Source organism: Luteimonas dalianensis (assembly GCF_049339425.1).
GTDB classification, from domain to species: domain Bacteria; phylum Pseudomonadota; class Gammaproteobacteria; order Xanthomonadales; family Xanthomonadaceae; genus Luteimonas; species Luteimonas dalianensis.
On sequence record NZ_JBMPPO010000001.1, the window covers coordinates 182,432 to 204,503 of the forward strand.

The 22,072-nt window shown below is 63.2% G+C and carries 18 protein-coding genes and 2 tRNA genes; 6 read left to right on the forward strand and 14 right to left on the reverse strand.

Annotated features, from left to right (window positions below; genetic code table 11):
• Window positions 1-41: 41 nt before the first annotated feature.
• From ACOZ90_RS00880 to ACOZ90_RS00900, 5 genes are all read right to left on the reverse strand, one after another.
• Window positions 42-117, reverse strand: a tRNA-Glu gene (locus ACOZ90_RS00880).
• 51 nt (window positions 118-168) lie between these two features.
• A tRNA-Ala gene (locus tag ACOZ90_RS00885) sits at window positions 169-244 on the reverse strand.
• 669 nt (window positions 245-913) lie between these two features.
• Entirely contained in the window at window positions 914-2,200 is a 1,287-nt protein-coding gene (locus ACOZ90_RS00890) for an arsenic transporter (protein WP_422891744.1), read from the reverse strand.
• 3 nt (window positions 2,201-2,203) lie between these two features.
• Entirely contained in the window at window positions 2,204-2,749 is a 546-nt protein-coding gene (locus ACOZ90_RS00895; protein ID WP_422891745.1) for an arsenate reductase ArsC, read from the reverse strand.
• A 36-nt stretch (window positions 2,750-2,785) separates the two neighbouring features.
• On the reverse strand, window positions 2,786-3,079 hold the full coding sequence (locus ACOZ90_RS00900) for an ArsR/SmtB family transcription factor (protein ID WP_422891746.1): 294 nt from the start codon (window positions 3,077-3,079) through the stop codon (window positions 2,786-2,788).
• Window positions 3,080-3,096: 17 nt separating this feature from the next.
• On the opposite strand from ACOZ90_RS00900, the gene arsH reads away from it, so the two are divergent.
• Window positions 3,097-3,855 carry an arsenical resistance protein ArsH gene (arsH, locus tag ACOZ90_RS00905; RefSeq protein ID WP_422891747.1) on the forward strand — a complete coding sequence of 253 codons (759 nt, stop codon included), beginning with the start codon at window positions 3,097-3,099 and terminating at the stop codon, window positions 3,853-3,855.
• A 1,020-nt stretch (window positions 3,856-4,875) separates the two neighbouring features.
• On the opposite strand, the gene ACOZ90_RS00910 is transcribed toward arsH, so the two are convergent.
• Complete coding sequence (locus ACOZ90_RS00910) at window positions 4,876-5,823, reverse strand: DNA-binding protein (protein ID WP_422891748.1); 948 nt, start codon at window positions 5,821-5,823, stop codon at window positions 4,876-4,878.
• 150 nt (window positions 5,824-5,973) lie between these two features.
• Between ACOZ90_RS00910 and ACOZ90_RS00915 the strand changes: the two genes are divergently transcribed.
• The 3 genes from ACOZ90_RS00915 to ACOZ90_RS00925 all read left to right on the forward strand — a co-directional run bounded on the left by ACOZ90_RS00915 (window position 5,974) and on the right by ACOZ90_RS00925 (window position 11,414).
• Window positions 5,974-7,011, forward strand: coding sequence for a site-specific integrase (locus ACOZ90_RS00915; RefSeq protein WP_422891749.1), 1,038 nt, complete (start codon window positions 5,974-5,976; stop codon window positions 7,009-7,011).
• Between the two features lie 177 nt (window positions 7,012-7,188).
• Window positions 7,189-9,558 carry an AAA family ATPase gene (locus ACOZ90_RS00920; protein ID WP_422891750.1) on the forward strand — a complete coding sequence of 790 codons (2,370 nt, stop codon included), beginning with the start codon at window positions 7,189-7,191 and terminating at the stop codon, window positions 9,556-9,558.
• The gene (locus ACOZ90_RS00925; protein WP_422891751.1) at window positions 9,555-11,414 is read left to right on the forward strand and encodes a UvrD-helicase domain-containing protein; all 1,860 of its coding nucleotides are present in this window, start codon (window positions 9,555-9,557) and stop codon (window positions 11,412-11,414) included. Before ACOZ90_RS00920 ends, ACOZ90_RS00925 begins: the two co-directional genes overlap by 4 nt.
• A 369-nt stretch (window positions 11,415-11,783) precedes the next feature.
• Here ACOZ90_RS00925 and ACOZ90_RS00930 read toward each other — a convergent pair whose 3' ends face one another.
• Entirely contained in the window at window positions 11,784-12,407 is a 624-nt protein-coding gene (locus ACOZ90_RS00930; RefSeq protein WP_095209458.1) for a cation efflux transmembrane domain-containing protein, read from the reverse strand.
• A gap of 94 nt (window positions 12,408-12,501) precedes the next feature.
• On the opposite strand from ACOZ90_RS00930, the gene ACOZ90_RS00935 reads away from it, so the two are divergent.
• Window positions 12,502-12,897 (forward strand): MerR family transcriptional regulator, encoded by a 396-nt coding sequence (locus ACOZ90_RS00935; protein WP_095208871.1) that lies wholly within the window; start codon window positions 12,502-12,504, stop codon window positions 12,895-12,897.
• An 8-nt stretch (window positions 12,898-12,905) separates the two neighbouring features.
• Here ACOZ90_RS00935 and ACOZ90_RS00940 read toward each other — a convergent pair whose 3' ends face one another.
• The 6 genes from ACOZ90_RS00940 to ACOZ90_RS00965 all read right to left on the reverse strand — a co-directional run bounded on the left by ACOZ90_RS00940 (window position 12,906) and on the right by ACOZ90_RS00965 (window position 19,560).
• Window positions 12,906-13,499, reverse strand: coding sequence for a cation efflux transmembrane domain-containing protein (locus ACOZ90_RS00940; protein ID WP_095208872.1), 594 nt, complete (start codon window positions 13,497-13,499; stop codon window positions 12,906-12,908).
• 4 nt (window positions 13,500-13,503) lie between these two features.
• On the reverse strand, window positions 13,504-16,677 hold the full coding sequence (locus ACOZ90_RS00945; RefSeq protein WP_095209459.1) for an efflux RND transporter permease subunit: 3,174 nt from the start codon (window positions 16,675-16,677) through the stop codon (window positions 13,504-13,506).
• 22 nt (window positions 16,678-16,699) lie between these two features.
• Window positions 16,700-17,671: an efflux RND transporter periplasmic adaptor subunit gene (locus ACOZ90_RS00950; RefSeq protein WP_422891752.1), complete on the reverse strand. Its 972-nt coding sequence runs from the start codon at window positions 17,669-17,671 to the stop codon at window positions 16,700-16,702.
• Window positions 17,668-18,948: a TolC family protein gene (locus ACOZ90_RS00955; RefSeq protein ID WP_189495809.1), complete on the reverse strand. Its 1,281-nt coding sequence runs from the start codon at window positions 18,946-18,948 to the stop codon at window positions 17,668-17,670. Before ACOZ90_RS00955 ends, ACOZ90_RS00950 begins: the two co-directional genes overlap by 4 nt.
• A 56-nt stretch (window positions 18,949-19,004) precedes the next feature.
• On the reverse strand, window positions 19,005-19,397 hold the full coding sequence (locus tag ACOZ90_RS00960) for a hypothetical protein (RefSeq protein WP_162202221.1): 393 nt from the start codon (window positions 19,395-19,397) through the stop codon (window positions 19,005-19,007).
• 61 nt (window positions 19,398-19,458) lie between these two features.
• The gene (locus ACOZ90_RS00965) at window positions 19,459-19,560 is read right to left on the reverse strand and encodes an SEC-C metal-binding domain-containing protein (RefSeq protein ID WP_095209460.1); all 102 of its coding nucleotides are present in this window, start codon (window positions 19,558-19,560) and stop codon (window positions 19,459-19,461) included.
• 362 nt (window positions 19,561-19,922) lie between these two features.
• Between ACOZ90_RS00965 and ACOZ90_RS00970 the strand changes: the two genes are divergently transcribed.
• Window positions 19,923-20,498, forward strand: a complete 576-nt coding sequence (locus ACOZ90_RS00970; protein ID WP_422891753.1) for a protein tyrosine phosphatase family protein — start codon at window positions 19,923-19,925, stop codon at window positions 20,496-20,498.
• A gap of 306 nt (window positions 20,499-20,804) precedes the next feature.
• On the opposite strand, the gene ACOZ90_RS00980 is transcribed toward ACOZ90_RS00970, so the two are convergent.
• Window positions 20,805-21,964, reverse strand: a protein-coding gene (locus ACOZ90_RS00980; protein WP_422891754.1) for an IS3 family transposase whose coding sequence is annotated in 2 segments (ribosomal slippage) — window positions 20,805-21,706 and window positions 21,706-21,964 — 1,161 coding nt in all. Because the reading frame shifts where the segments join, the coding sequence is not laid out codon by codon here.
• Between the last annotated feature and the right edge of the window lie 108 nt (window positions 21,965-22,072).

Consider the following 22,072-nt stretch of genomic DNA (forward strand, 5'->3'; position numbering starts at 1 on the left):
GACACAACAACGCCCGCTTGCGCGGGCGTTGTTGTTTGAAGTGGCGTCCCCACGGGGATTCGAACCCCGGTCGCAACCGTGAAAGGGTTGTGTCCTAGGCCTCTAGACGATGGGGACGTCGTTTGGTGCAGATTGCCAGGCCGGCCTGTGGCCTGGTAACCGGAGTAGTGGTGGAGCCAGGCGGGATCGAACCGCCGACCTCCTGCATGCCATGCAGGCGCTCTCCCAGCTGAGCTATGGCCCCACGTGTGGAAGCCGGAAATTGTAGTGCCGGTTTGCGGCAAGCGCAACTCCTTTGGCGATGATGGAACCCAACCGCACATGAAGACCCGAACCGCATACGCAACGCGCCGCAAGCCGCGGTTTTGGGCCGGCCGGTTCACGCCTGATGCCAGGTCGGCGGCAGCAGCCCTGATCGAGGAGCGGTTGCGTACCGCTTCAGTGATCTGGACGAATGTCAGCCGCGGAGAAGATAGCCAACCTTAAGTGATTGATTCATAAGACATGAGAGGGCAGGGATGAATCTAGGGTCCGCGTGGTCGGAAGCGGTCGAGTTTAGGCCGGTCCCGTTGAGCTCGGACAGTTCCGGACTACGCCAGATATTCTATGGTTACTCCCAGAGCCCTCGACTCTGCTCCAAATCTGCTGGCCAGCACCGCTACATGGCCGCTCATTGCCGACACAAGCATGGAGGCGCTGGCAAGCGTGCCCTCCTTGCCGGGCCATTGCGGGAGCGCTGTAAATTACAGGAACGGACGATGAGGCCTGTAAAACTTCATCTTCAATCACTTGCCCGGGCGCTTCTGGCGCCTGCCGGGTGCATAGGCCCACCGCCTAGCTGCGGGAGAGGGGGCGGCTCAGTCCGCAGCACAGCTTCGGTATTACCCGCAGGCAGCAGGCTTCGTGGAGAGGCTCAAGTCAATGTGAGGCGCAGTGCCAGGGCCGCCAGGGTGGCCAACAGTACCGGCAGCGTCAGCACCAGGCCAACCTTGAAGTAGTAGCCCCAGGTGATCCTGATGTCTTTGCGGGCCAGCACGTGCAGCCACAGCAGCGTGGCCAGGCTGCCAATCGGCGTGAACTTGGGGCCCAGGTCGCTGCCGATGACGTTGGCGTAGATCATCGCTTCGCGCACCGTGCCTTCGGCCTGGCTGGCGTCGATCGACAGTGCACCGACCAGCACCGTGGGCATATTGTTCATGATCGAGGAGAGGAAGGCGGTCAGCAGGCCGGTACCCATCGTCGCGCCCCACACGCCGTGCTCGGCGAAGCGGTTGAGCAGGGCGGCAAGATGATCGGTCAGACCCGCATTGCGCAGGCCGTAGACCACCAGGTACATGCCCAGCGAGAACACAACGATCTGCCACGGCGCATCCCGGATCACCCTGCGGGTCGATATCCGGTGTCCGCGAGCGGCCACGCCCAGCAGCACCAGCGCGCCGGCGCCCGCACCGGCGCTGATCGGCACCCCCATCCGCCCAAGACCGAAGAAGCCCACCAGCAGCAGGCCCAGCACCGCCCAGCCTGCCTTGAACGTGGTGGTGTCCACGATCGCCGCCCGCGGATCCTTCAGTTCGCCCGCGTCGTAGCTCACCGGTATCTCGGGGCGGAAGAACCACATCAGCATGGCCAACGTCGCCGCAACGGAAACCAGATTGACCGGCACCATCACCGACGCGTACTCGCCGAAGCCCAGGCCGAAGTAGTCGGCAGACACGATGTTGACCAAGTTGGAGACCACGAGCGGCAAGCTGGCGGTGTCGGCGATGAACCCGGCCGCCATCACGAACGCCAGCGTCGCCGCCGGGCTGAACCGCAGCGCCACCAGCATCGCGATCACGATCGGGGTCAGGATCAGCGCCGCACCATCATTGGCGAACAGCGCCGCCATCGCCGCGCCCAGCAGGACCAGCAGCGCGAACAGCCTGCGCCCGCTGCCTTTGCCCCAGCGTGCCACGTGCAGGGCCGCCCATTCGAAGAACCCGGCCTCATCCAGCACCAGACTGATGATGATCACCGCGATGAAGGTGAAGGTGGCGTTCCAGACGATGCCCCAGACCACCGGGATGTCCGCCACCCCGACCACGCCGGTCAGCAGTGCCAGCAGCGCGCCGAATGTGGCACTCCAGCCAACGCCCAGGCCCTTCGGCTGCCAGATCACCAGCGTGATCGTGACGATGAAGATCAGCAGCGCCGTCAGCATGGATCAATCCTTGCTGGCGGGAGCATCACCAGAGAGGTGCCCGTAGGCCTCGTCATCCGGCTCAACAAAACCAATGCGGTCGAGCGACTGCTTCAACGTCAAACGGTCTTCCCAGACCTCGGCCGGTAGCGCCAGCAGCGCTTGCAGGCGCGCCTTGACGATGCGATGCGCCTGTTGGAAGGCCGCACGGCAGGCTTCGTCGCCGCCCTCGACCGCTGCCGGATCCGGCAGCCCCCAGTGCGCACGAAGGAAGTCGCCGAACACCACCGGGCATTCTTCGGCCGCAGCCGAGTCGCACACGGTGAGCACCAGGTCCATCGGCGCCGCACCGGCGGTCGCGAACTCGTCCCATGATTTGCTGCGTAGCCCGACCGTAGGGATCCCCTCGGCGGCAAGCTGGTCCAGTGCGTAGGGATTGACCGTGCCGGTCGGCTGGCTGCCGGCGCTGAAGACCTCGAAGCGGTGGCCGGCCCAGGCGCGCAGCGTAGCTTCGGCGAGTACGCTACGAGCCGAATTTCCGGTGCAAAGGAACAGAACGCGACGTTTCATGAGGCAGTCCGTGGTTGGCGGTGGGGACGCAGGGGGTCAGCAGCTGCGGCCGGCGCAGCAGTTGTGCGTCAAGTAGGCGAGCAGGCCGTTCATGGCGTCGAAGTTGGCGCGATAGCAAACGTTGCGGCCGCGGCTCTCGCTTTCGACCAGGCCGGCGTGCACAAGCTCCTTCAGATGGAAGGACAGCGTCGCGCCGGGCACCGCCAGCGCCTCAGCGATCTCGCCCGCCATGCGTCCTTCCGGGCCGGCCTCGACCAGTAGCCGGAAGGCTGCCAGCCGGGTGTCCTGGCCGAGCGCGGTCAGCGCGGCTATTGCCTGGTTCGTTTCCATCCTTCTAGAATAGTCGAATGAATATAGACCGGCAATCCCCCAACATCCTTGAACTTCCCAACCTGGAGACCAGCCTGCTGCCGGCGCCGCGGCACGATGCCTTGGGCGCTGACGCCAACGCGCACGCGCCCCGGATCTTGCTGCTCTACGGCTCGCTGCGACCGCAGTCCTACAGCCGCAAGCTGGCGCTGGAAGCCGAACGCATCTTGCAGCAGCTTGGTGCCGAGACCCGGGTGTTCGATCCGCACGAGCTGCCGGTGCTGGACAGCGTGGGCAAGGACCACCCCAAGGTACAGCAGCTGCGTGAGTGGTCTCAGTGGTCCGAGGGCCAGGTGTGGGTCTCGCCGGAGCGGCACGGCACGATCACGGGTGTCTTCAAGAACCAGATCGACTGGCTGCCGCTGGAAGAGGGCGGCGTGCGCCCGACCCAAGGCCGGACCCTGGCGGTGATGCAGGTCAGCGGCGGCTCGCAGTCGTTCAACGTGGTGAACACGCTGCGCGTGCTCGGCCGCTGGATGCGGATGGTGACGATCCCGAACCAGTCGTCGGTGCCGAAGGCGTGGCAAGAGTTCGACGATGCAGGGCGGATGCGACCGTCCTCCTACTACGACCGGGTCGTCGACGTGATGGAAGAGTTAGTGAAATTCACCCTGCTGGTGCGTGGGCGCAGCGACTATCTGGTGGATCGCTACAGCGAGCGGAAGGGCGTTGAGGAAGCCCGCCAGTTGGCCCGGGAATCGGGAGCGGTCGACCACGTGGCGGCCAGCTCACTATGAGCCTAGCTGCGATGATCTCATCGCCAAGAGGACGAGATAGATTGACTGATACCACCCAGGACAACGTAGCCAAATGATCGCTGCGTCTCGGCTCCATCGATCAAGTTGATCGACGTCTGCATCCTGACAGGCGCCAATTTATCCGGAGACAGCGGCTTGGCACTGGTTTTCCGGAGCTGTGGCGCCAAGTTTCCGCATTGACGGCCTTAAGCTGGTCGCAGCCGAAGAGTTCGACGTCACACCTAGTTTGACCGCATGCGTTGGAGGGGTGGCCGCAGCGGAAGGCCTCGGTGAAGTGGTACGGCTGATCAAACTAGGTTCTTGACTGAATCTGCCTCGGGACGACAGTACTTCGGTCCATGGAAATCACATCGAGGCCTTCAGGGGGACTGAATCGACGGTCGTGGCTCCGATTTGTCCGTGTGCGTGGAAGGATCGGTAGCTACTTGTTCGGACGTGACAGACTTGGCTGGTAGTTGTCTGCAGGCTCGGTCACTAGTTTCCGCACCTGCGGTCTCAAGATCTCCGCGGCAGACAGACGGGCCCTGACGGGCGTGGAACTGCGAGCCGGTTGATCTGGGACTCTGAGGCCGACCCCGTAATTTACATAATTTACATTATGCGCAATGCTTCGACGCAGGTTTGCCGCGTGGTTCGCGATGATGGGACTGGTCACCGCACTCTTTTGTGTCTCGCTCCAGCACACCCGATGTAGTCTGCGAGCACAGTCGGATGCCAACTTTTCCTTTTCTGCACTGGAGGATGTAACAACTTGCCGCGCGTGCACAGTTGCATGCCTGCTTTTCCGTACGGAGAGCTGTTGTACGGCGGAGTGTCCCATTGACGCACTAACGCTCACCATGGACCCTTCACCCCCCGCATCAAACCGTGCTGGACGCGGTGAAGTCTCCCCAGTGGAGGTGCTAACCCGTCCACATTGGGTGCAGTCGATGGGCCCCACTCTCAACAACTCCATCACTGTTTTAGACATGCCTTCGTCAAGGCTCGGTCCTGGACGGTTTACGGGACACCCCGTGCTTTCTTTTCCCGGGGCACTCTTGCGCTTCGCTTGGCCGCTTTTCGTGGGCTTGGTGCGGCTTTGGCCTGCTGCAGAACCGACTGCAGCGCCGCTGGTAAGTCGCGAAGCTGCGCAAGTTGCGCTTCCAATGCCTCCGCCTTGGCCCTCTGGATCTCGGCCTCGCGCTGGGCATCCAGGGCCTTTGCGCTGCTTTGTTCGATGGCCTGAAGATGTGCCTTCTTCGCGGCAGCCTGCTCTTTGCGAAGCGAGGCAACAAGGCCCTTGAGTTCTCGGCTCTCTTGTCGGGCGCGATCGACCTCAGCGTGGGCGCGGTCCTCGGTCGCCTGAACATGCCTGGCCATTGTCTCTCGTTCCGACTGGGCGGCGTCCTGGAGCGCCTGCAGACGGCTGTCGGCTGCTTGTCGCGCCGCATCGGCCTCTGCTGCCCGCCTCAGGGCAGCGTCGCGCTGCTGGGCCAGTTCTGTGATCTGGGCTTCGAGTTGGCTGACTAGGCGTCTGAGCTCGGCCGCCTGGCTGGTTGCTACATGTTCGGTATGGACAGCGGCCGCCAACTTGTCGCGCAGGGTGGAGGCTTCGGCGGCAAAGGCGTCGCGTTCGGCCTGAAACGCGGCACGTGCGTCATCAAGGGCAGTTCGGTCAGCGGCCACACCCTCAAGGGCGCTTTCATGGGCGCTCTCGAGCGCCAGCCGCCATAGTTCGCCTGCAAGCTCGGCCACTGCATCGGGGGCTTCCGGTACCGCGAGACGTGCCCGGTGCGCCTGCAAGCGCTGCCCAAGCCCCTGCCACCAGGTTTCGAGCCAGCGCGTCACGGTGTTTGGGGAGCCGGTGCCTAGGTGCGCGCGAATGCGCTCGACCGTGGGACGTTCTCCGGCGTCGACCAGCGCGTCGGCCGCAGTGTGGACGTCAATTTCAGTGATTCCGCGTGCCATGTGACCCTCCTACGCGGGCGCCCTACCCCGCGCTTGACGTACTGGTGATAAGTGATGATTATCGTGGCTATAAGGTCTAGGGCGTAGTAAATATTACATAATATGAAATATACTTACACAATTCCGACCCTCGCCGAGACGGTGTCTGGTATGGCCCTGCCTGTGCAATTGGCGCAGCAGGCCGCAGACGCGGTGCGCGAACTCCTCGCCGAAGCGGCGGCCGAGAACACCACCCGCAGCTACGCCAGCGCGTTGCGCTACTGGGCTGGCTGGCACGTGGCTCGCTATGGTTTGGAATTGACGCTGCCGGTTCCGGAGGCCGTCGTGCTCCAGTTCGTGGTCGACCATGTGGTTCGCCGCACTTCCGACGGCGAGCAGGCCTGGGAGCTGCCGCCGGCCGTCGATCAGGCGCTCGTGGCTGCTGGCCTGAAGGCCAAGCCCGGGCCGTGGACGCTGAGCACGGTCCGGCACCGGGTCGCGGTCCTGTCCACGGCGCACCGGCTCAAGCAGCAGCCCAATCCCTGTGAGCAGCCGGCCATCCGCACCGTGCTTAGCCGCGCCGCCCGCGCGGCGGTCAAACGTGGCGAGCGCCCGCGGAAGAAAACCGCGATCACCCTGGCTGAGCTGGAAGCCATGCTGGCCACCTGTGACGACAGCCTGGAGGGTCTGCGCGACCGTGCCCTGCTCTGCTTCGGGTTCGCAAGCGGTGGCCGCCGTCGCAGTGAGATCGCGGCCGCGGACATGCGCGACCTACGCCGGATCGGCGACAAGGGCTACATCTATCGACTCGAGCACAGCAAGACACAGCAGGCCGGCGTGACGGCGAATTCGACCCCTGACAAGCCCGTTCTCGATCGAGCTGCCTTAGCGCTGGAGGATTGGTTGGAAGCATCTGGCATCACCGAGGGCGCAATCTTCCGGCGCCTGTGGAAGCAGCGTATGGGCCCTGCCCTCTCCCCTGCCGCCGTAGGCGAGATCGTGCAGCGGCGGGCGCGACTGGCGGGGCTTGAGGGGGATTTTGGGGGGCACAGCCTGCGCTCGGGGTTCGTGACCGAAGCCAGCCGCCAGGGTGTCTCTCTGCCGGCGATCATGCAATTGACGGAGCACCGGGCGGTGTCGAGCGTGATTGGGTACTTCCAGGCCGGTGGAGCCACAGGTAACCCGGCAGCTCGTCTGCTTGAAGACTGAGCACCGACGGATGTATGGCTGCAATCGGCGGTCCCTCGTCTTTCACTGGAACAGTAGTGAAGAACCACCTTCAATAGAGAAGGAGGCAAAGCGCGTTAGTCAATTGCTATCTTCTAGGTGGTGACGCAACTCAACCATTAACCAGCATCAGACCGCGGTAATAAATCGGAGCTTACGGTGCACATCGATTTCGTAGAGGTCTCTAACTTCAGAAAGCTGCTCGCCGTGCGCATAGACATCGCCGAAAAGACAACGGTTTTCGTCGGCGCAAACAACAGTGGAAAGACCTCGGCGATCGTGGCACTGCGGCACTTCCTCGTCGATCACGGCAACTTTTCGATCAACGATTTCACGCTAAGCCATTGGTCCACGCTAGATGCGGCAGGAAAGGCTTGGGAGGATGCTGTGGACGGTGAGGATCCGCCAGCTTTCGACTGGGGGTTGGTAGCGCCAACGCTTGATGTTTGGCTCTCGGTGCCAGACCACCAGGTGCACTTTGTGCAAAAGATCCTCCCGAGCCTAGATTGGGATGGTTCATCCATTGGCGTGCGCCTGCGGTTCGAGCCGAAGAAGCTCGATGACTTCAAGCGTGATTATCTCGCCGCTCGCAAGACTGCGAAGGAAGTGATGGCAGTCGCGACGGCAGATGCAGAGGAGGAAACGGACCCGTTCTCGCTCTGGCCGAAGTCGATGATCGAGTTTCTTTCTCGCCGACTGCGGGCTGCCTTCGAGATCAAGGCCTACCTTCTGGATCCTGCGAAGCTGATCGATCCAGCGGATGGTGAAGCCAAACCGCAGGCGCTGCCCGAAAACAGCGAACCACTCGCCGATGACCCTTTTAAGGGTCTCATACGTATCGACGAAATTAACGCTCAGCGCGGGCTAGGCTTCGCACCGCCGCGCACAGGCAGTGAAGGCGAGACCGAGGAAGATAAGCGCCTTGGCAAGAAGCTCTCGACGCAGTTACGTGGCTACTACGCGCAGCACCTTGATCCCTTCGATCAACCCGAGCAGAAGGATCTAAAAGCCCTCCAAGCCATCCACAGTGCTCGGGTCGCGTTCGGTCGTCAGCTTTCCGAGTCCTTCGATGTTGCGATCAAGGAGCTCGAAACAATCGGCTATCCGGGTCTCACCGACCCCAAGCTGACGCTAGCTGCTGACTTGCGCCCGCTCGATGCACTAAAACACGGCTCGGCCGTTCATTACGATGTGCCGACACATCTCGCCGATGCCGGCTTCGTCAGTCGTCTTCCAGAAGACTCCAACGGGCTTGGCTACCAGAACCTGGTTTCCATGGTCTTTGCATTGATGAGCTTTCGCGACAAGTGGATGCTGGTGGGAAAAGCCGGGAAAAATCTTACGACCGAGAGTGCTGCCATTCCACCACTGCACCTCGTGCTCGTAGAAGAGCCGGAAGCACATCTACATGCCCAGGTCCAGCAAGTTTTCATCAGTCATGCGTATGGCGTTCTACGCAGACACACATCGCTTGGTGATTCTTCTGATCTACGCACTCAGCTAATCGTCAGCACCCATTCCAGCCATATCGCACACGAAACTGAATTTGCATCATTGCGCTACTTCCGGCGCATGCCCATCAATTTGGTCAAAGGCTCTGTTCCAGTGTCTCGTGTGGTCTGTCTCTCCAATACCTTCGGCGATGACGAGACCACCAAGCGCTTTGTCAAGCGCTACTTGAAGATTACTCATTGTGATCTTTTCTTCGCCGATGGAGCGATCTTGGTGGAAGGCCCGGCCGAGCGCATCATCGTGCCTCATATGGTCCGAAACCGAGAGGCTTATCAATATCTGACAAGTCGCTACATAACTTGGCTCGAAATCGGCGGTAGCCACGCACATCGATTGAAGGCTCTTTTGGTCGACCTCGGACTCAATACGCTCATCATCACCGATCTTGACGCGAAAACCACTGCTAACACCAAAGCAGTTCCGAAGCGTGGCCAAGATCTTCTGACTCGCAACCAGACCATGAAGACCTGGGTGCCCAAAGAAGATGCGATTGATGTGCTCCTCGATATGAAGCCAAGCTCTCTCGTCCTCGATAGCGTTGGCGTTGGCGTCCGCGTTGCCTACCAGCAACCCACCAAAGTCTCGTTCGGGGCCGATACGGATGGCGAAGCAATTGCCAATACTTTCGAAGATGCGCTCGTCTACCGCAACATCGACTTCTTTGCAGCGCTGGACGAGCCCGGCCTAGCCAAGGCGATTCACGACGCGTTGCGTTCGTCTGAGAATTTGGATGCACTTGCGGGAAAGCTGCATCAAGCGCTTTCCGGTGGCGACAAGGCTGAGTTTGCCATGACGCTTCTGGAGAGCGAGAACCTTGAATCGTTACACCTGCCCGATTACATCGACTCAGGTCTGCGCTGGCTGATCGAGCAACTCAAACGCAAGGAAGACGATGTGGCAGGAAAACTGCCCATTTCACCTCCACAACCCGGCCAGCCAGATCCCGATGCAGCTGCAACCGTTAAGCCACCCCCGGCGCCTGATGCACCTTCGTCCGGCAACGGAGGGGCGGCGTGAATAAGCCCTATAGCACCGCCGATGACGATGCGGATCGCGCAGCAGATGTTGAGATCACAGCGTGTCTTGACCCTGCGGCACCGAAGAGCTTCTTTCTTTTTGCGGGTGCAGGGTCCGGCAAGACCCGCTCCCTGGTTTCTGCACTCGAACATATCCAAGACGCATGGGGTGTCAGCCTGCGCCCGCGCGGTCAACGCGTCGGCGTTATTACTTACACCAATGCCGCTTGCGACGAGATCATTCGGCGCGTGTCGTTTGACCCACTATTTGACGTTCGAACCATCCACAGCTTTGCATGGTCCTTGATTGAAGGACTAGACAACGACATCCGTGCATGGCTGACAACCTACCTGGCCGCCGAGATTGAAGAGTTGCATCGCCTCGAAGCAAGAGGGAGAGCGGGCAAAGCTTCGGACGACCGTAAAGCGAAGATAGCCTCATACGGCAAGCGTCTTGAACTGCTGCCAGGTATCAAGCGCTTTATTTACAGTCCAACCGGCACCAATCGAACGCGGGACTCTCTCAATCATGCCGAAGTCATAAAGCTGACATCACACTTTTTAACCGAAAAAACTCGGATGCGGGCCATCTTTGTTGGCCGCTATCCCATTTTGCTAGTAGACGAGAGCCAAGACACTAACGCCGCTTTGGTCGATGCACTATTTCGGGTCGAAGCCGAGCATAAAGGCACGTTCTCTCTCGGCCTCATCGGCGACATGATGCAGCGCATATATGCTGACGGCAAGGAAGACCTGGGGCGGGACTTGCCTCCGGCTTGGATGAAGCCACGCAAGATGATGAACCACCGCTGCCCCATCCGCATTGTTTCACTGCTAAACAAGATCCGCAGGGCCGCCGATGATCACGAGCAAACACCGCGAACGGATGCACCCGAAGGCATAGTGCGGCTGTTTGTTTTCCCAGCAGATCATGCCGAAAAGTTTGCACTCGAAGATCGAGTTATGCGCACGATGGCTGAGCTGACGGAAGATGCGCTCTGGGAGGTGCCTGGCACGGTCAAGACGCTTACCCTTGAACATCGCATGGCGGCAAGACGGCTGGGCTGTCTGGACGCGTTTGGAGCGCTTTACGATCTTGACTCACAAAGCTTGCTCAGTGGTTCGCAGCGAGTTGCGACATTTTTCACCGAACAAGTTCTTCCTATTGTGGAGGCCAAGCGCGATGGTGATCGATTTGCGCTAATGCGCTCGCTGAAAGCGCACTCCCCCTTACTCTCATCCGAAGCATTACAAGCCAATCCTGGTCGTGCGCATCTCGCCACGGTTCAAGGCGCGGTCGACAGCCTCTACGCGCTTTGGGACAACGAGACGGATCCAACGCTGTTGATCGTGTTGCGCCAGATTGCGTCGAGCAAACTTTTGGAGATTCCGGATCGGCTTATCGCGTGGGTTGCGGAAGAAGCAGACCAGAATGATATGGAGGCTGCTGATGATGGTGAGCAGGAAGATGAGGCAACTCGTCGGCGGATTGAGGTAATCGATAGACTGCTCGCCACTTCCTTCTCACAAGTCGCGCCACTTCGCGAGTATCTTGCGGGACGCGCACGTTTTGACACGCATCAAGGCGTCAAAGGCCTCGAGTTCGATCGCGTGATGGTGATCATGGATGACACTGAGGCACGGGGCTTCATGTTCAAGTATGAAGATCTTTTCGGCGGCAAGACCGAGGGCAAAGTGCTTGAAGCGACTAGGCGTCTGTTCTACGTAACCGCAAGTCGCGCAAGGAAAAGCCTTGCCTTGGTCGCATACAGTTCCGCACCTGAACGAGTTAAGCACTTCGTGCTCGACCAAGGCTGGTTCTCAAAAGATGAAATTATTGAGAATCTAACGCGCTGAACCAGCAGACTCATCCCTCAACTAACTTCCCCTCTTGCATAGGGCAAGCGTAGGCCAGTGGCGTCGGCACTTCCATCGAATTTCTATTCACATTCTCGATCTTCGTCCGTACCGCAGCAAACAAGATACCCTCGATAAATCCACCTAATCCCCAACCCCACGGGAGTCTGCTTTCGGCCAGAAGCGGACGTTCTGGCTGACCCGAACTGCCGCTTCGAATCCACTCTTTCAGAGGGTCGGCAGGGATTCGTGTAAAAAACGGCCAAAGGTGAGCTAACTGCCTGTCATAGCTGACTTTCTTGGCCGCTCCAGCCACGCGTCAGAACGGAGCATTTCTTCTTCGAGGACCGGACAACGGGCCGTAACTCGTTATTTCACCTCGTCCCGGTAACTCCGCCAAGCCATGCGGAGTACCCGAGCGGAGGACCGCAGAAACATCAGCAACAGTCCACCGGCGATGACCAGATCGGGCCAGCCGGCATCGAACAGCCACACGCCGGCGGCTGCCAGCAGCACCGCAACACCCTCGTACAGGTCATTGCGCGAGCACTCCCAGGCCGATGACATGTTCACGTCGCCAAAGCGGTACGGGGTAAGCAGCCACAGGCACAAGGCGTTGAACGCAAGATTGATCACGGCGGCGATGCCGATGGCCTCGAAGATCGGCACCTCCGGGTGGGCCAGGCGCCAGCCGATCTGGATGGCGACCGCAACCGCGGCACCGAGGATCAGCAATCCCTTGAACAACGCCACCCTGGCCTTGGCGCGCAGGCTCGCGCCGATCACTGCCAGGCTCAGCAGATAGGTCAACGCATCACCGAGGTTGTCGAGGCTGCCCGACAGCAACGAGGACGAGCCGCTGTAGATCGCTGCGGTGATCATCATCACGAAGCTGGCGATGTTGATTGCCAGCACGATCATCAACACGCGCCGCTGCCCCGCCTCCAGGGCGCGGATATCCACCGTGCTTCCGCAGCCGCACGAATCACTCATGATCATGTCTCCGAGTCGAGCGGGCGTCCGAGGATTTGCGGCCCGCTTCCAGGTCGGCGATCCTAAACCCCGGAGTCGCTACAGAGTCAAGCCCATGAAGATCGGAGAGGTCGCGGAGCGCAGCGGGTGCCATCCCGAAACCGTGCGCTACTACGAGCGCATCGGGTTGTTGCCTGCCCCGCCGCGCACGGCGGGCGGGTATCGCGACTACCGTCCCGCCGACGCGGATCGGCTGCGCTTCATCAGCCGCGGACGCGAACTGGGCTTCTCGCTGGAGGAGATCCGCAGCCTGCTGGGCCTGGCCGAAGACGACGGGTTGTCCTGCCAGGATGTCGACCGTCTTGCCCGCGGGCACCTGCTGGACATCCGGAACCGGCTAAACGACCTTCAGCGGATGGCCTCGGAGCTCGAACGGGTGATTGGCAGTTGCAGCGGCGGCGAGCGCGGCCAGTGCGCCATCCTCGACACGCTGCGCCACCCGCCATCCTAGGTCGGCACTCAAGCGTCCTCTTCGCCACGGGCATCCTGCAGGATCTCGATGCCCCCTTTCAGGGCGATCGCCGCCACTGCGAGCCCCACGACGAGGTCGGGCCAGGCCCGCCCGGTCCACAGCACCAGTCCGCCACCCACGAGCACGCCTGCGTTGGCGATGAAATCGTTGGTGCTGAAGGTCGTCGCGGCACGCACGTTCACATTGGCCTGCCGGATTTTCTTGAGCAGCCACACGCATGTCGCGTTTACCAGGCCGGCCCCCAGCGCCATCACCATCATCGTCGTACCAATGGGCTCGGCGTCACCCAGGAACCGACGGCCCACGTCGACCAGGATCCCAGCGGCGAACAGGATCAGCAGCCAGCCGGACACTTTGGCCGCCGACCGTTTCCAGGCTTGTGAGCGACTGAGTGCGAGCAGGGTGATGATGTAGACGGCGCTGTCGGACGCATTGTCCAGTCCATTTGCGATCAGAGCGCTTGAGCCGGCGGCGACGCCCGTGACCCCGAACCCCGCGGCAAGCGCGAGGTTCAGGGCGAGGACGATCAACAGGATCCGGCGCTGGTGCGCGTCGTGTATTTCGATCTTCTCTTCGCTCACTTCGTTAGGCCTCCGGTTGCGGCTTCGCTGCGTCGCCGCGGTGCAGAAGGCGGTAGAGGGTCGGCAGCACCAGCAGGGTGAGCAGCGTGGAGGACACGATCCCGCCGATCACCACGGTGGCGAGCGGACGCTGTACCTCCGCCCCGGTGCCGACATTGAGTGCCATCGGGACGAAGCCGAGCGACGCCACCAGGGCCGTCATCAGGACCGGCCGCAGCCGCCCTAGTGCGCCGTTGAAGACCGCGTCATCCAGCGACTGCCCCTGTTCCCGAAGGTTACGAATGAAGGCAATCATGACCAGGCCGTTGAGAACGGCGACGCCGGACAGGGCGATGAAGCCAACCCCTGCGGTGATCGACAACGGAATGCCGCGAAGTGCCAGTGCGGCCACACCCCCGGTCAGCGCCAGCGGCACACCACTGAACACGATCACCGCATCCTTGGCCGAGCCGAACGCCATGAACAACAGGCCGAAGATGAGGACCAGGGTCACCGGCACCACGACTGCGAGCCGCTGGCTGGCCGAGATCAACTGCTCGAACGTGCCGCCATAGTCGATCCAATAGCCGTTCGGGACGCTCACCTGCTGCTCGATGCGCTGCTGGAGATCTTCAACGAACCCGCCCAGGTCGCGATCACGTACGTTGGCGGTGACCACCACCCGGCGCTTTCCATTCTCACGGTTGACCTGGTTCGGCCCGAGGAGGCTCTCGATCCTCGCAACCTCCCGCAAAGGCACCGTCCGCGCCGTTGCCCAGCTGGGCTCCAGGCTGGATCGGTCCGCGTTCGCATTGTCGGACAAGGGGATCGGCAGGTCCTGCAGGGCTGCCGGGTCGACGCGCATGTTCTCCGGCAGCCGGACCACGATGTCAAAACGGCGGTCACCTTCGAACAACTGGCTGGCGACCTGCCCACCGACTGCGGTCGCAACCGTCTGCTGCACGACACCCGGATTCAGGCCGAAGCGCGCAAGGGCGGCACGGTCCGGCACGATCGTCAGCAGTGGCAAGCCTGTCGCCTGTTCGGTCTTGACGTCGGCCGCGCCCTCGACCTGCCTGGCAACCGCCTCGACCTGTTCGGCCACTTCGATCAGCGTGTCCAGGTCATCCCCGAACACCTTGACCGCCACGTCTGCGCGCACGCCGGAGATCAGCTCGTTGGTGCGCATCTCGATCGGTTGCGTGAACTCGTAATTGTTGCCTGGAAGCGTCGCCACGACCGCCTCGATCTCGTCGATCAGCACGCCCTTGGGTTTGCGCGGGTCCGGCCACTGCTCGCGCGGCTTCATCATCAGGAAGGTGTCGGCCACGTTCGGCGGCATCGGGTCAGTCGCCACCTCCGCCGTGCCGATCTTGCTGAAGACCCGCTCCACCTCGGGGACCTGCATCAACCGCTCCTCGACGGCGAGCTGCATCTTTACCGACTGTTCCAGGCCGGTCCCAGGGATCCGGATCGCGTGCATGGCAATGTCCCCCTCGTCCAGGCTAGGGATGAACTCACTGCCCAGGCGCGTGGCGAGCAGCAGGGACACGGCGACCAGGGCGATTGCCCCGCCGAATACCCAGTTCTGCCGGCGGAGCGACCAGGCAAGCAACGGCTCATAGCGCCGCCGCGTCCACTGGACCAGCCGGTTCTCCTTCTCCTCCACGCGGTTGCCCATGAAGATCGCGATGGACGCGGGAACGAAGGTCAGCGACAGCACCATTGCACCGGTCAGGGCCAGCACCACGGTAATCGCCATGGGGTGGAACATCTTTCCCTCGATCCCGGTCAGCGCGAAGATCGGCAGGTACACCGCGGCGATGATGAACATGCCGAACAGGCTGGGCCGGATGACTTCAACCGTGGCGGTGGCCGTCAGGTCGTTGCGTTCTTCACGTGTCAGCTTCCGGCCTAGCCGGTGCTGCATCTCGCCAAACCGCCGCAGACAGTTCTCGATGATGATCACCGCGCCATCGACGATCAGGCCGAAGTCGAGCGCACCCAGGCTCATCAGGTTGCCCGAGACGCCTCCGCGCACCATTCCGGTGATCGTGAACAGCATGGCCAGGGGGATGACGGCTGCGGTGATCAGCGCGGCGCGGAAGTTCCCCAGTAGCAGGAACAGGACCACGATCACCAGCAGGGCGCCCTCGACCAGGTTCTTCGAGATCGTCTGCATGGTGCGTTCGACCAGCCCGGTGCGGTTGTAGACCGCCGTTGCGATAACGCCTTCTGGCAGGCTCGCGTTCGCGTCCTGCAGCTTCGCCGCCGCGGCCTGCGCGACACTGCGGCTGTTGGAGCCGACCAGCATCGACACGGTGCCCAGCACGACCTCTTCGCCGTTCTGGGTGGCCGCGCCCGTACGAAGCTCCGGGCCTTCACCCACCTGCGCCACGTCGGCAACCCGGATCGGCAGGCCTTCGCGCCGGTCCAGCACGATGTTGCGGATCTCGTCGATCCCGCCGACCTGGCCGGGCACGCGCACCAGGTACTGCTGGCCGTTGCGCTCGATGTAACCGGCGCCCATGTTCTGGTTGTTGGCCGCCACCGCGTCGACGATGTCCTGCAGCGTGAAGCCGAGTGCGACCAGCCTGGACGGGTCCGGCGTGATGTGGATCTGCCGCTCGAAGCCGCCCATCGTGTTGACTTCGGTCACGCCCGGGGTGTTGCGCATCTGCGGCCGGATCACCCAATCCTGCAGGGTGCGCAGGTCGGTGGCGGTCCACGGCGTGCCGTCCGGTTTGACCGCCTCGGGCGCGGCATCGATGGTGTACATGAAGATCTCGCCCAACCCGGTCGAGATCGGCCCCATTTCGGGTTCCAGTCCCTCTGGGATCTGCGAGCGGATCTGCTGCAGGCGCTCGGCCACCTGCTGCCTGGCGAAGTACAGGTCGGTGCCGTCCTCGAACACCACGGTGACCTGCGACAAGCCGTAGCGCGACAGCGAGCGCGTGTAGTCGAGCCGGGGCAAGCCGGCGAGTGCCGTCTCGATCGGATAGGTGACCCGCTGCTCGGACTCCAGCGGAGAGTAGCCGGGCGCCTCGGTGTTGATCTGCACCTGGACGTTCGTGATGTCCGGCGTTGCATCGATCGGGAGCCGGGTGAAGCTCCAGATGCCTACTCCGATCAGCCCGAGGGTCAGCACCAGCATCATCCAGCGATGCCGGATCGAGAACCGGACGATCCGCTCCAGCAGGCCCGGCTGGCGGCCTATGGCGTCAGTGGTCATGCGCCGCGCCTTCCTTGCCGATGTCCGCCTTGATCAGGTAGCTCTCCGCGACGACCACCTCCTCGCCTTCACTCAGGCCCGAGAGGATCTGCACCTGCGTGGCATCGCGGGCACCGAGTTCGACGTGTCGGGTCAGGTACGTCTCGCCCTCACGTACGAACACGGACTCCTGGCCATCCATCGACTGCAGCGCGGTCAGCGGCACCATCAGGTCCACCGGTTCCTGTGCGACCGTGATCCGCGCCTTGACTGCTGTGCCCGGCCGCCATTGGTTGTCGGCGTTGTCGATCGTCGCGCGTGCCACCGTGCTCTGGCTGGCGGTGGCCATGCCCGGCAGCACGCGTTCGAGCGTGGTTCGGACGGTCTCGCCATCGCTCATGCGGGTGACCGCCACCGGCACGCCGGGCTGGATGTGCTGGGCGTCCGCGCCAAAGATGTGGAGGTCGACCCAGAGCTGCGAAAGATCGGCGATTTCGAACAGGGGCGCACCTTCGCTGGCCAGGCCGCCGACCGAGGCACTGCGCTCGACGACCACGCCGGAGATCGGCGCGGCGACGCTGTAGGTGCTCAGGCTCAGGTTGCTCTCGATCGTCGCCAGCACCTGGCCGGCGCGGACCGGGTCGCCGACTTTGGCGCGCAGCGAACGGATCGGGCCCGGGAAACGGGCGGTGACCTGCGCAACGCGACCCTCGACCGGGGTCAGCAGGCCTTGCACCTCATGCTCGTCGGCGATCACGCCGGGGCCGGCGGGCTGCGTCTTGATACCGGACTTTTCAGCGACTTCCGCAGCGATGACCGTGCTGGCGACTTCATCCGCCTCATGGCCGTGTTCGTCGGCCTCCGTTCCGTGGTCGGCGGCGTCGTTCGCATGTGCGTCCTTGGCCGGCTGGTCCGGCTCGCCACCGCAGGCTGCGAGGACCAAGGCCAGCGCCAGTGCCGGAATCAGGTGGACAGGCTTCATGGGGTTGCTCCTTGGTTGTGTTGCAGGCCCGGGCCGGCGACGAATGCCTGGCCGGTCAGCCGCTGGATCTCGATCAGGGCGCGCTGGGCTTCCAGCGCCGCCGCCAGCTGTTGCTGCCGTGCGGCGGCGTGCTCCGCCTGCAGGCTCGACCACTCCAGATAACTGGCGGCGCCTGCGCGGTACGCGGTGGCGGCCGCGGCTTCGGCCTTGGCCAGACGTGGAAGCACGTCCTCACCTAGCCGCTGTGCTTCCAGGCGGGCCACTCCGAAGCGGCCATGCGCCTCAGCGAGGGTGGAGTAGAGCGACAGCCCCATGGCCTCCCGTTCGATTTCCAGCGCTGTCAACTCGGCGCGTGCGGCACGGATGCCCGGCTGTGCCCGGCGAGTGGTGCCCAGCGGGATAGAGACACTGCCGACCAAGCCGAAGTCATCGCCCTCCGCCATCCGTCGCACGCCCACCTGCCAGTCGAAGTCGGGGGTCGCTTCGCTGCGTGCCAGCTGCAGGCGCGCCTCGCCAATGCGCTGCTGGTCGACGAACTGCGCCAGCTCGGGAGTGCGTTGCAACCAATCGGCGAGTACCGCGAAGTCCGCGACCTGGGGCACATCCAGCGGATCGCCGCCGACGATCTCAAATGCGGGATTTCGCTCGCCCCACAGGGCCGCGAGGTGCTGGCGGGCGGCCGCCTCACGTTGCCGGGCACGGGCGCTATCCAGTTCGGCCCGCGCAAAGGCCGCCTGGGCGGTGAGTACGACCGACTCGGGCGAAGCGCCAGCCTCGTGACGCCGGCGCGCCGCAGCAACGGTGCGATCGCGCTGGTCGACGCCCAACTGCGCAAGCTCGCCTTCGCGTTGCGCACCGACGACTGCTAGGTAGCGGCGGGCCACTTCGGCCAGGAGATCCAACCGCCGCGCCTCGCGCCCGATGGCCAGCGCATCGATCCGGCTTTGCGCGAGCGTGCGGCGGGCATCGAGCTTGCCGCCGCGCTCCAGCACGGAGGCGAGGCTCAGCGTGATCTCGGCGCCATCCAGGCCGCTGGCCGGGCCGGTACCGAGCACGTTCTCGACCTCGGCTCCAGCGACCAGCGCCGGGCGCAACGAGGAGCGATCCAGTTCGGCTTTCAGGGCCTCATGGCGGGCGCCAAACAGGCGCAGATCGGGGTGTGTATCGGCAACGCGGAGGAAAGCGTCGTCCAGGGTGAGGGGGTCGGCGGCGTGCGTGGGGAATGCCACGGCACACACGGCGACGAACGCGGCCAGGGCCGCTGATCGCAAACGCATGGGGGTTGCTCCGATGAATCGAATTGACGGGAGTCGGCATCAGGCCGACGGCGCGGTCATCCGAAGATCGGAGGCTTGAATGGGCTCGGCAGACGCAAGGCGGCCGGGGGCGACGCTTTTTCGACCCCCATTCGACCGGCGACCGGTTGAGTGGAAAATGAATCCAGAACCGGCAACACGGCCGCGGCTGAACCACAGCAATGGGCGAAATCCAGCAACAGGTGCAACGTCTCCGATCCGTCCTGATCGTGCGCGTCCGCCGCGGCGAACTCCGGGTCCAGATCGTTGGCATGCGGGCCGTGGCTGTGCGCGCCAGACGGATCGTGCGCGAGCTCATGCATCTCGCCGGCGGCTGTCATCACCGGTTGGAACGCCAGCCCCAACGCAAGCACACCCAGCACGACGACGCGCAGGAGCGGCAACAAGAAGCGGGGATGCAGGCGGGTCATGGCCGCGCAGGGTACCTGCGGATGATGGGGTTATACAATACCGCTGAATGCGTCGAGAGGGCTACAGGGAAAAGGCGCGTTCCAGTTGTCGGCCATGGCACCGCTTGTACTTGTTTCCGCTGCCGCACTGGCACGGCTGGTGATCGCGCAGCCCCGACGACAGTGCGTGTCCAGGAACTGGTGCGCCTGCTGCAGCGGTTCGATTTCATGCGCGGGGACACTGACCTCGCCGGGAACCGCCGGGATGCCCCGGCTCAGTCTCTTCCTGGGGGCTCTTGCCGTTGCATGGGCTGCTAGCCCTTCGATGGCAGACAGCAATACCCGGACTGCGCTCTACGAGGTCATGCGGTCGGGCTTGGCTGCCTGAGTGATCCGTGGGACGAAGTGGTGCGCGATGTTCCAACGAGACGTCCGCTTTGGGTCGAAAGGAGCCATCCGCCCTACCCCCGATAACTTGGCCTAATCCGCAGGGACTTGATCGGACCACCCTGGCGGCATCACCGGCGCGGTCTTACCATTGAATGCATGAGATCCAGCCCATCCCGCATCTCCGCGCGCATTGGGGCGCTGACCTGGTCGCTTGCGGGCGTGCTGCTTCTGGCCAGCTGCGCCTCCATGGAGCCAGCAAGCCGGCATGCCGACGCTGCGCCGGCTGCCGCAGCCCAAGAGGTGCCGCTGCAGGCGGTGCGCAGCGGTCTGTTCGCCTCCGGCCAACCCACGCCTTCCCAGTGGGCTTCGATCCGCGCAAGCGGGGTCACCACCGTCATCAATCTGCGTCCAGACGAGGAGATGGGCGGACGCGACGAAGCATCGGAAGTCGCCACCGCTGGCTTGGTCTACCGCCAGCTCGACGTCGGCGGCATCCAGGACATCACCGATGCGAACGCTGCGCAGGTGCAGGCCTGGATCGACGAGGCACCGGGACCCGTGCTGCTGCATTGCTCCTCCGGCAACCGCGCCGGCGCGCTGCTGGCGATGATCTCCGCGCGTAGCGGCGCGCCACCCGAAGAAGCCTTGGAGCTCGGGCGCCGCGCCGGCATGACCAGCCTTGAGGAACCAGTGCGGGTCCTTCTTGACTCCCAGACGGTGGACACACCGTAATCGAGCCGGCTGGAAAGTTACGCGCCGTGCGCCTCTGGCTGGAGCGGCGCCTAGGGCTGGTTGGCGCTACTTGTCGCCGACTCTATGACACCAGCGTTCGCGGACCGGGCGAATGTCAAAAAAAATCCAGCTCAGCGGCAAGTCAACGCACCCCGAGAACCAGTGCCGCGACCGCGATGTATCGTCCCACTTTGGCAATTGTTACAAGTACCAGGAAGGTCGAAAGGGGCTCGCGCATGACGCCGGCAACGAGCGTGAGCGGATCGCCAATCACTGGTGACCTGCCCCCTTTCTCAGGGCCACTTGCTACTTAGTAGAGTCCAGGTTGGGGAGCATACCGCTCCGGTGGGTCAGATTTCGATCGGCGGTCGAACCCGCCAGGACACCTTCGTTGCGGAGCGCGGCAGCGAACTCGGCGGGCGTGCATTTTGGCAGGGAGCTGTGCGGGCGCACCTCGTTGTAGTCCTTGCGCCAGATGGCGATGACCGCCCGCGCATGCTCGAGCGAGATGAACCAGTTTTCGTTCAAGCACTCGTCCCGGAACTTGCCGTTGAAGCTCTCCACATAGGCGTTCTGCGTGGGTTTGCCGGGCTGCGTGAGCACCAGCGTCACGCCGTTGGCAGTCGCCCACTGGTCGAGCGCCCGGCCGGTGAACTCGGGCCCCTGATCGGTCCTGATCGCCGCGGGATAGCCGCGGAAGCGGCAAACCACGTCCAGGATGTCAGCAACGTTCTGGCCGTTGATCCTTCGGCCGACGGCAATCTCTACCGCTTCCTTGGTGCAGTCGTCTACCACCGTCAGGCACTTGATCGGGCGCCCGTTGGCCAGCGCGTCGAAGACGAAGTCCATCGACCAGGTGTGGTTCGGCCCCGACGGCACCTGCAGCGGACGGCGCTCGACCGTCACGCGATCGCGCCTGCGGCGCTTGCGCACCGCCAGGCCAGCGTTGCGGTACAGCCGGTAGATCCGTTTGTGGTTGGCGATCCAGCCCTCCCGCTCCAGCAGGATGTGCAGCCGGCGGTAGCCGAACCGGCGACGTTCGCCCGCCAACGCAACGAGCCTGGCCTGCAACGGCGCGTTCGTCACGCGCGGCTGGTAGTGCAACACGCTGCGTGAAAGCCCCAGCAAACGGCAGGCCCGCCGCTCCGACAGGCCCAGCTTCGCCCGCACATCCGCGACGGCAGCCCGTCGCGTCGGCGGGCTCAGTATTTTCCCCGCGCCACGATCCTCAGCGCTTCGTTGTCCAGCATCGACTCGGCCAGCAGCTTCTTCAGCCGGGTGTTCTCCACCTCCAGCGCCTTCAGGCGTTTGGCGTCGGGCACGTCCATGCCGCCGAACTTGCGCCGCCACAGGTAAAACGACGCGTCACTGAAGCCGTGCTTGCGGCAAAGCCCCCCGACCGGCGTGCCGGCGGCCGCCTGCTTCAGGAAGCCGATGATCTGCTCTTCGGTGTATCGCTTCTTCATGTCCGTCCTCTTGTAAGACGGACTCTACTAAGATCAGGCTGGCCCGGATATCGGGGGGCAGGTCAGGACCGCTGGACCTCCAAACCGGCTTCAACGTTGAATGCCATT

Excerpts from the sequence above, each read along its gene's own strand:
- ACOZ90_RS00970 (WP_422891753.1), top strand. The coding sequence starts at position 19,923 with ATGAGATCCAGCCCATCCCGCATCTCCGCGCGCATTGGGGCGCTGACC.
- ACOZ90_RS00930 (WP_095209458.1), bottom strand. The coding sequence starts at position 12,407 with ATGAGTGATTCGTGCGGCTGCGGAAGCACGGTGGATATCCGCGCCCTG.
- ACOZ90_RS00915 (WP_422891749.1), top strand. The coding sequence starts at position 5,974 with ATGGCCCTGCCTGTGCAATTGGCGCAGCAGGCCGCAGACGCGGTGCGC.
- ACOZ90_RS00900 (WP_422891746.1), bottom strand. The coding sequence starts at position 3,079 with ATGGAAACGAACCAGGCAATAGCCGCGCTGACCGCGCTCGGCCAGGAC.
- ACOZ90_RS00950 (WP_422891752.1), bottom strand. The coding sequence starts at position 17,671 with ATGAAGCCTGTCCACCTGATTCCGGCACTGGCGCTGGCCTTGGTCCTC.
- ACOZ90_RS00890 (WP_422891744.1), bottom strand. The coding sequence starts at position 2,200 with ATGCTGACGGCGCTGCTGATCTTCATCGTCACGATCACGCTGGTGATC.
- ACOZ90_RS00895 (WP_422891745.1), bottom strand. The coding sequence starts at position 2,749 with ATGAAACGTCGCGTTCTGTTCCTTTGCACCGGAAATTCGGCTCGTAGC.
- ACOZ90_RS00935 (WP_095208871.1), top strand. The coding sequence starts at position 12,502 with ATGAAGATCGGAGAGGTCGCGGAGCGCAGCGGGTGCCATCCCGAAACC.
- ACOZ90_RS00955 (WP_189495809.1), bottom strand. The coding sequence starts at position 18,948 with ATGCGTTTGCGATCAGCGGCCCTGGCCGCGTTCGTCGCCGTGTGTGCC.
- ACOZ90_RS00910 (WP_422891748.1), bottom strand. The coding sequence starts at position 5,823 with ATGGCACGCGGAATCACTGAAATTGACGTCCACACTGCGGCCGACGCG.
- ACOZ90_RS00960 (WP_162202221.1), bottom strand. The coding sequence starts at position 19,397 with ATGACCCGCCTGCATCCCCGCTTCTTGTTGCCGCTCCTGCGCGTCGTC.
- arsH (WP_422891747.1), top strand. The coding sequence starts at position 3,097 with ATGAATATAGACCGGCAATCCCCCAACATCCTTGAACTTCCCAACCTG.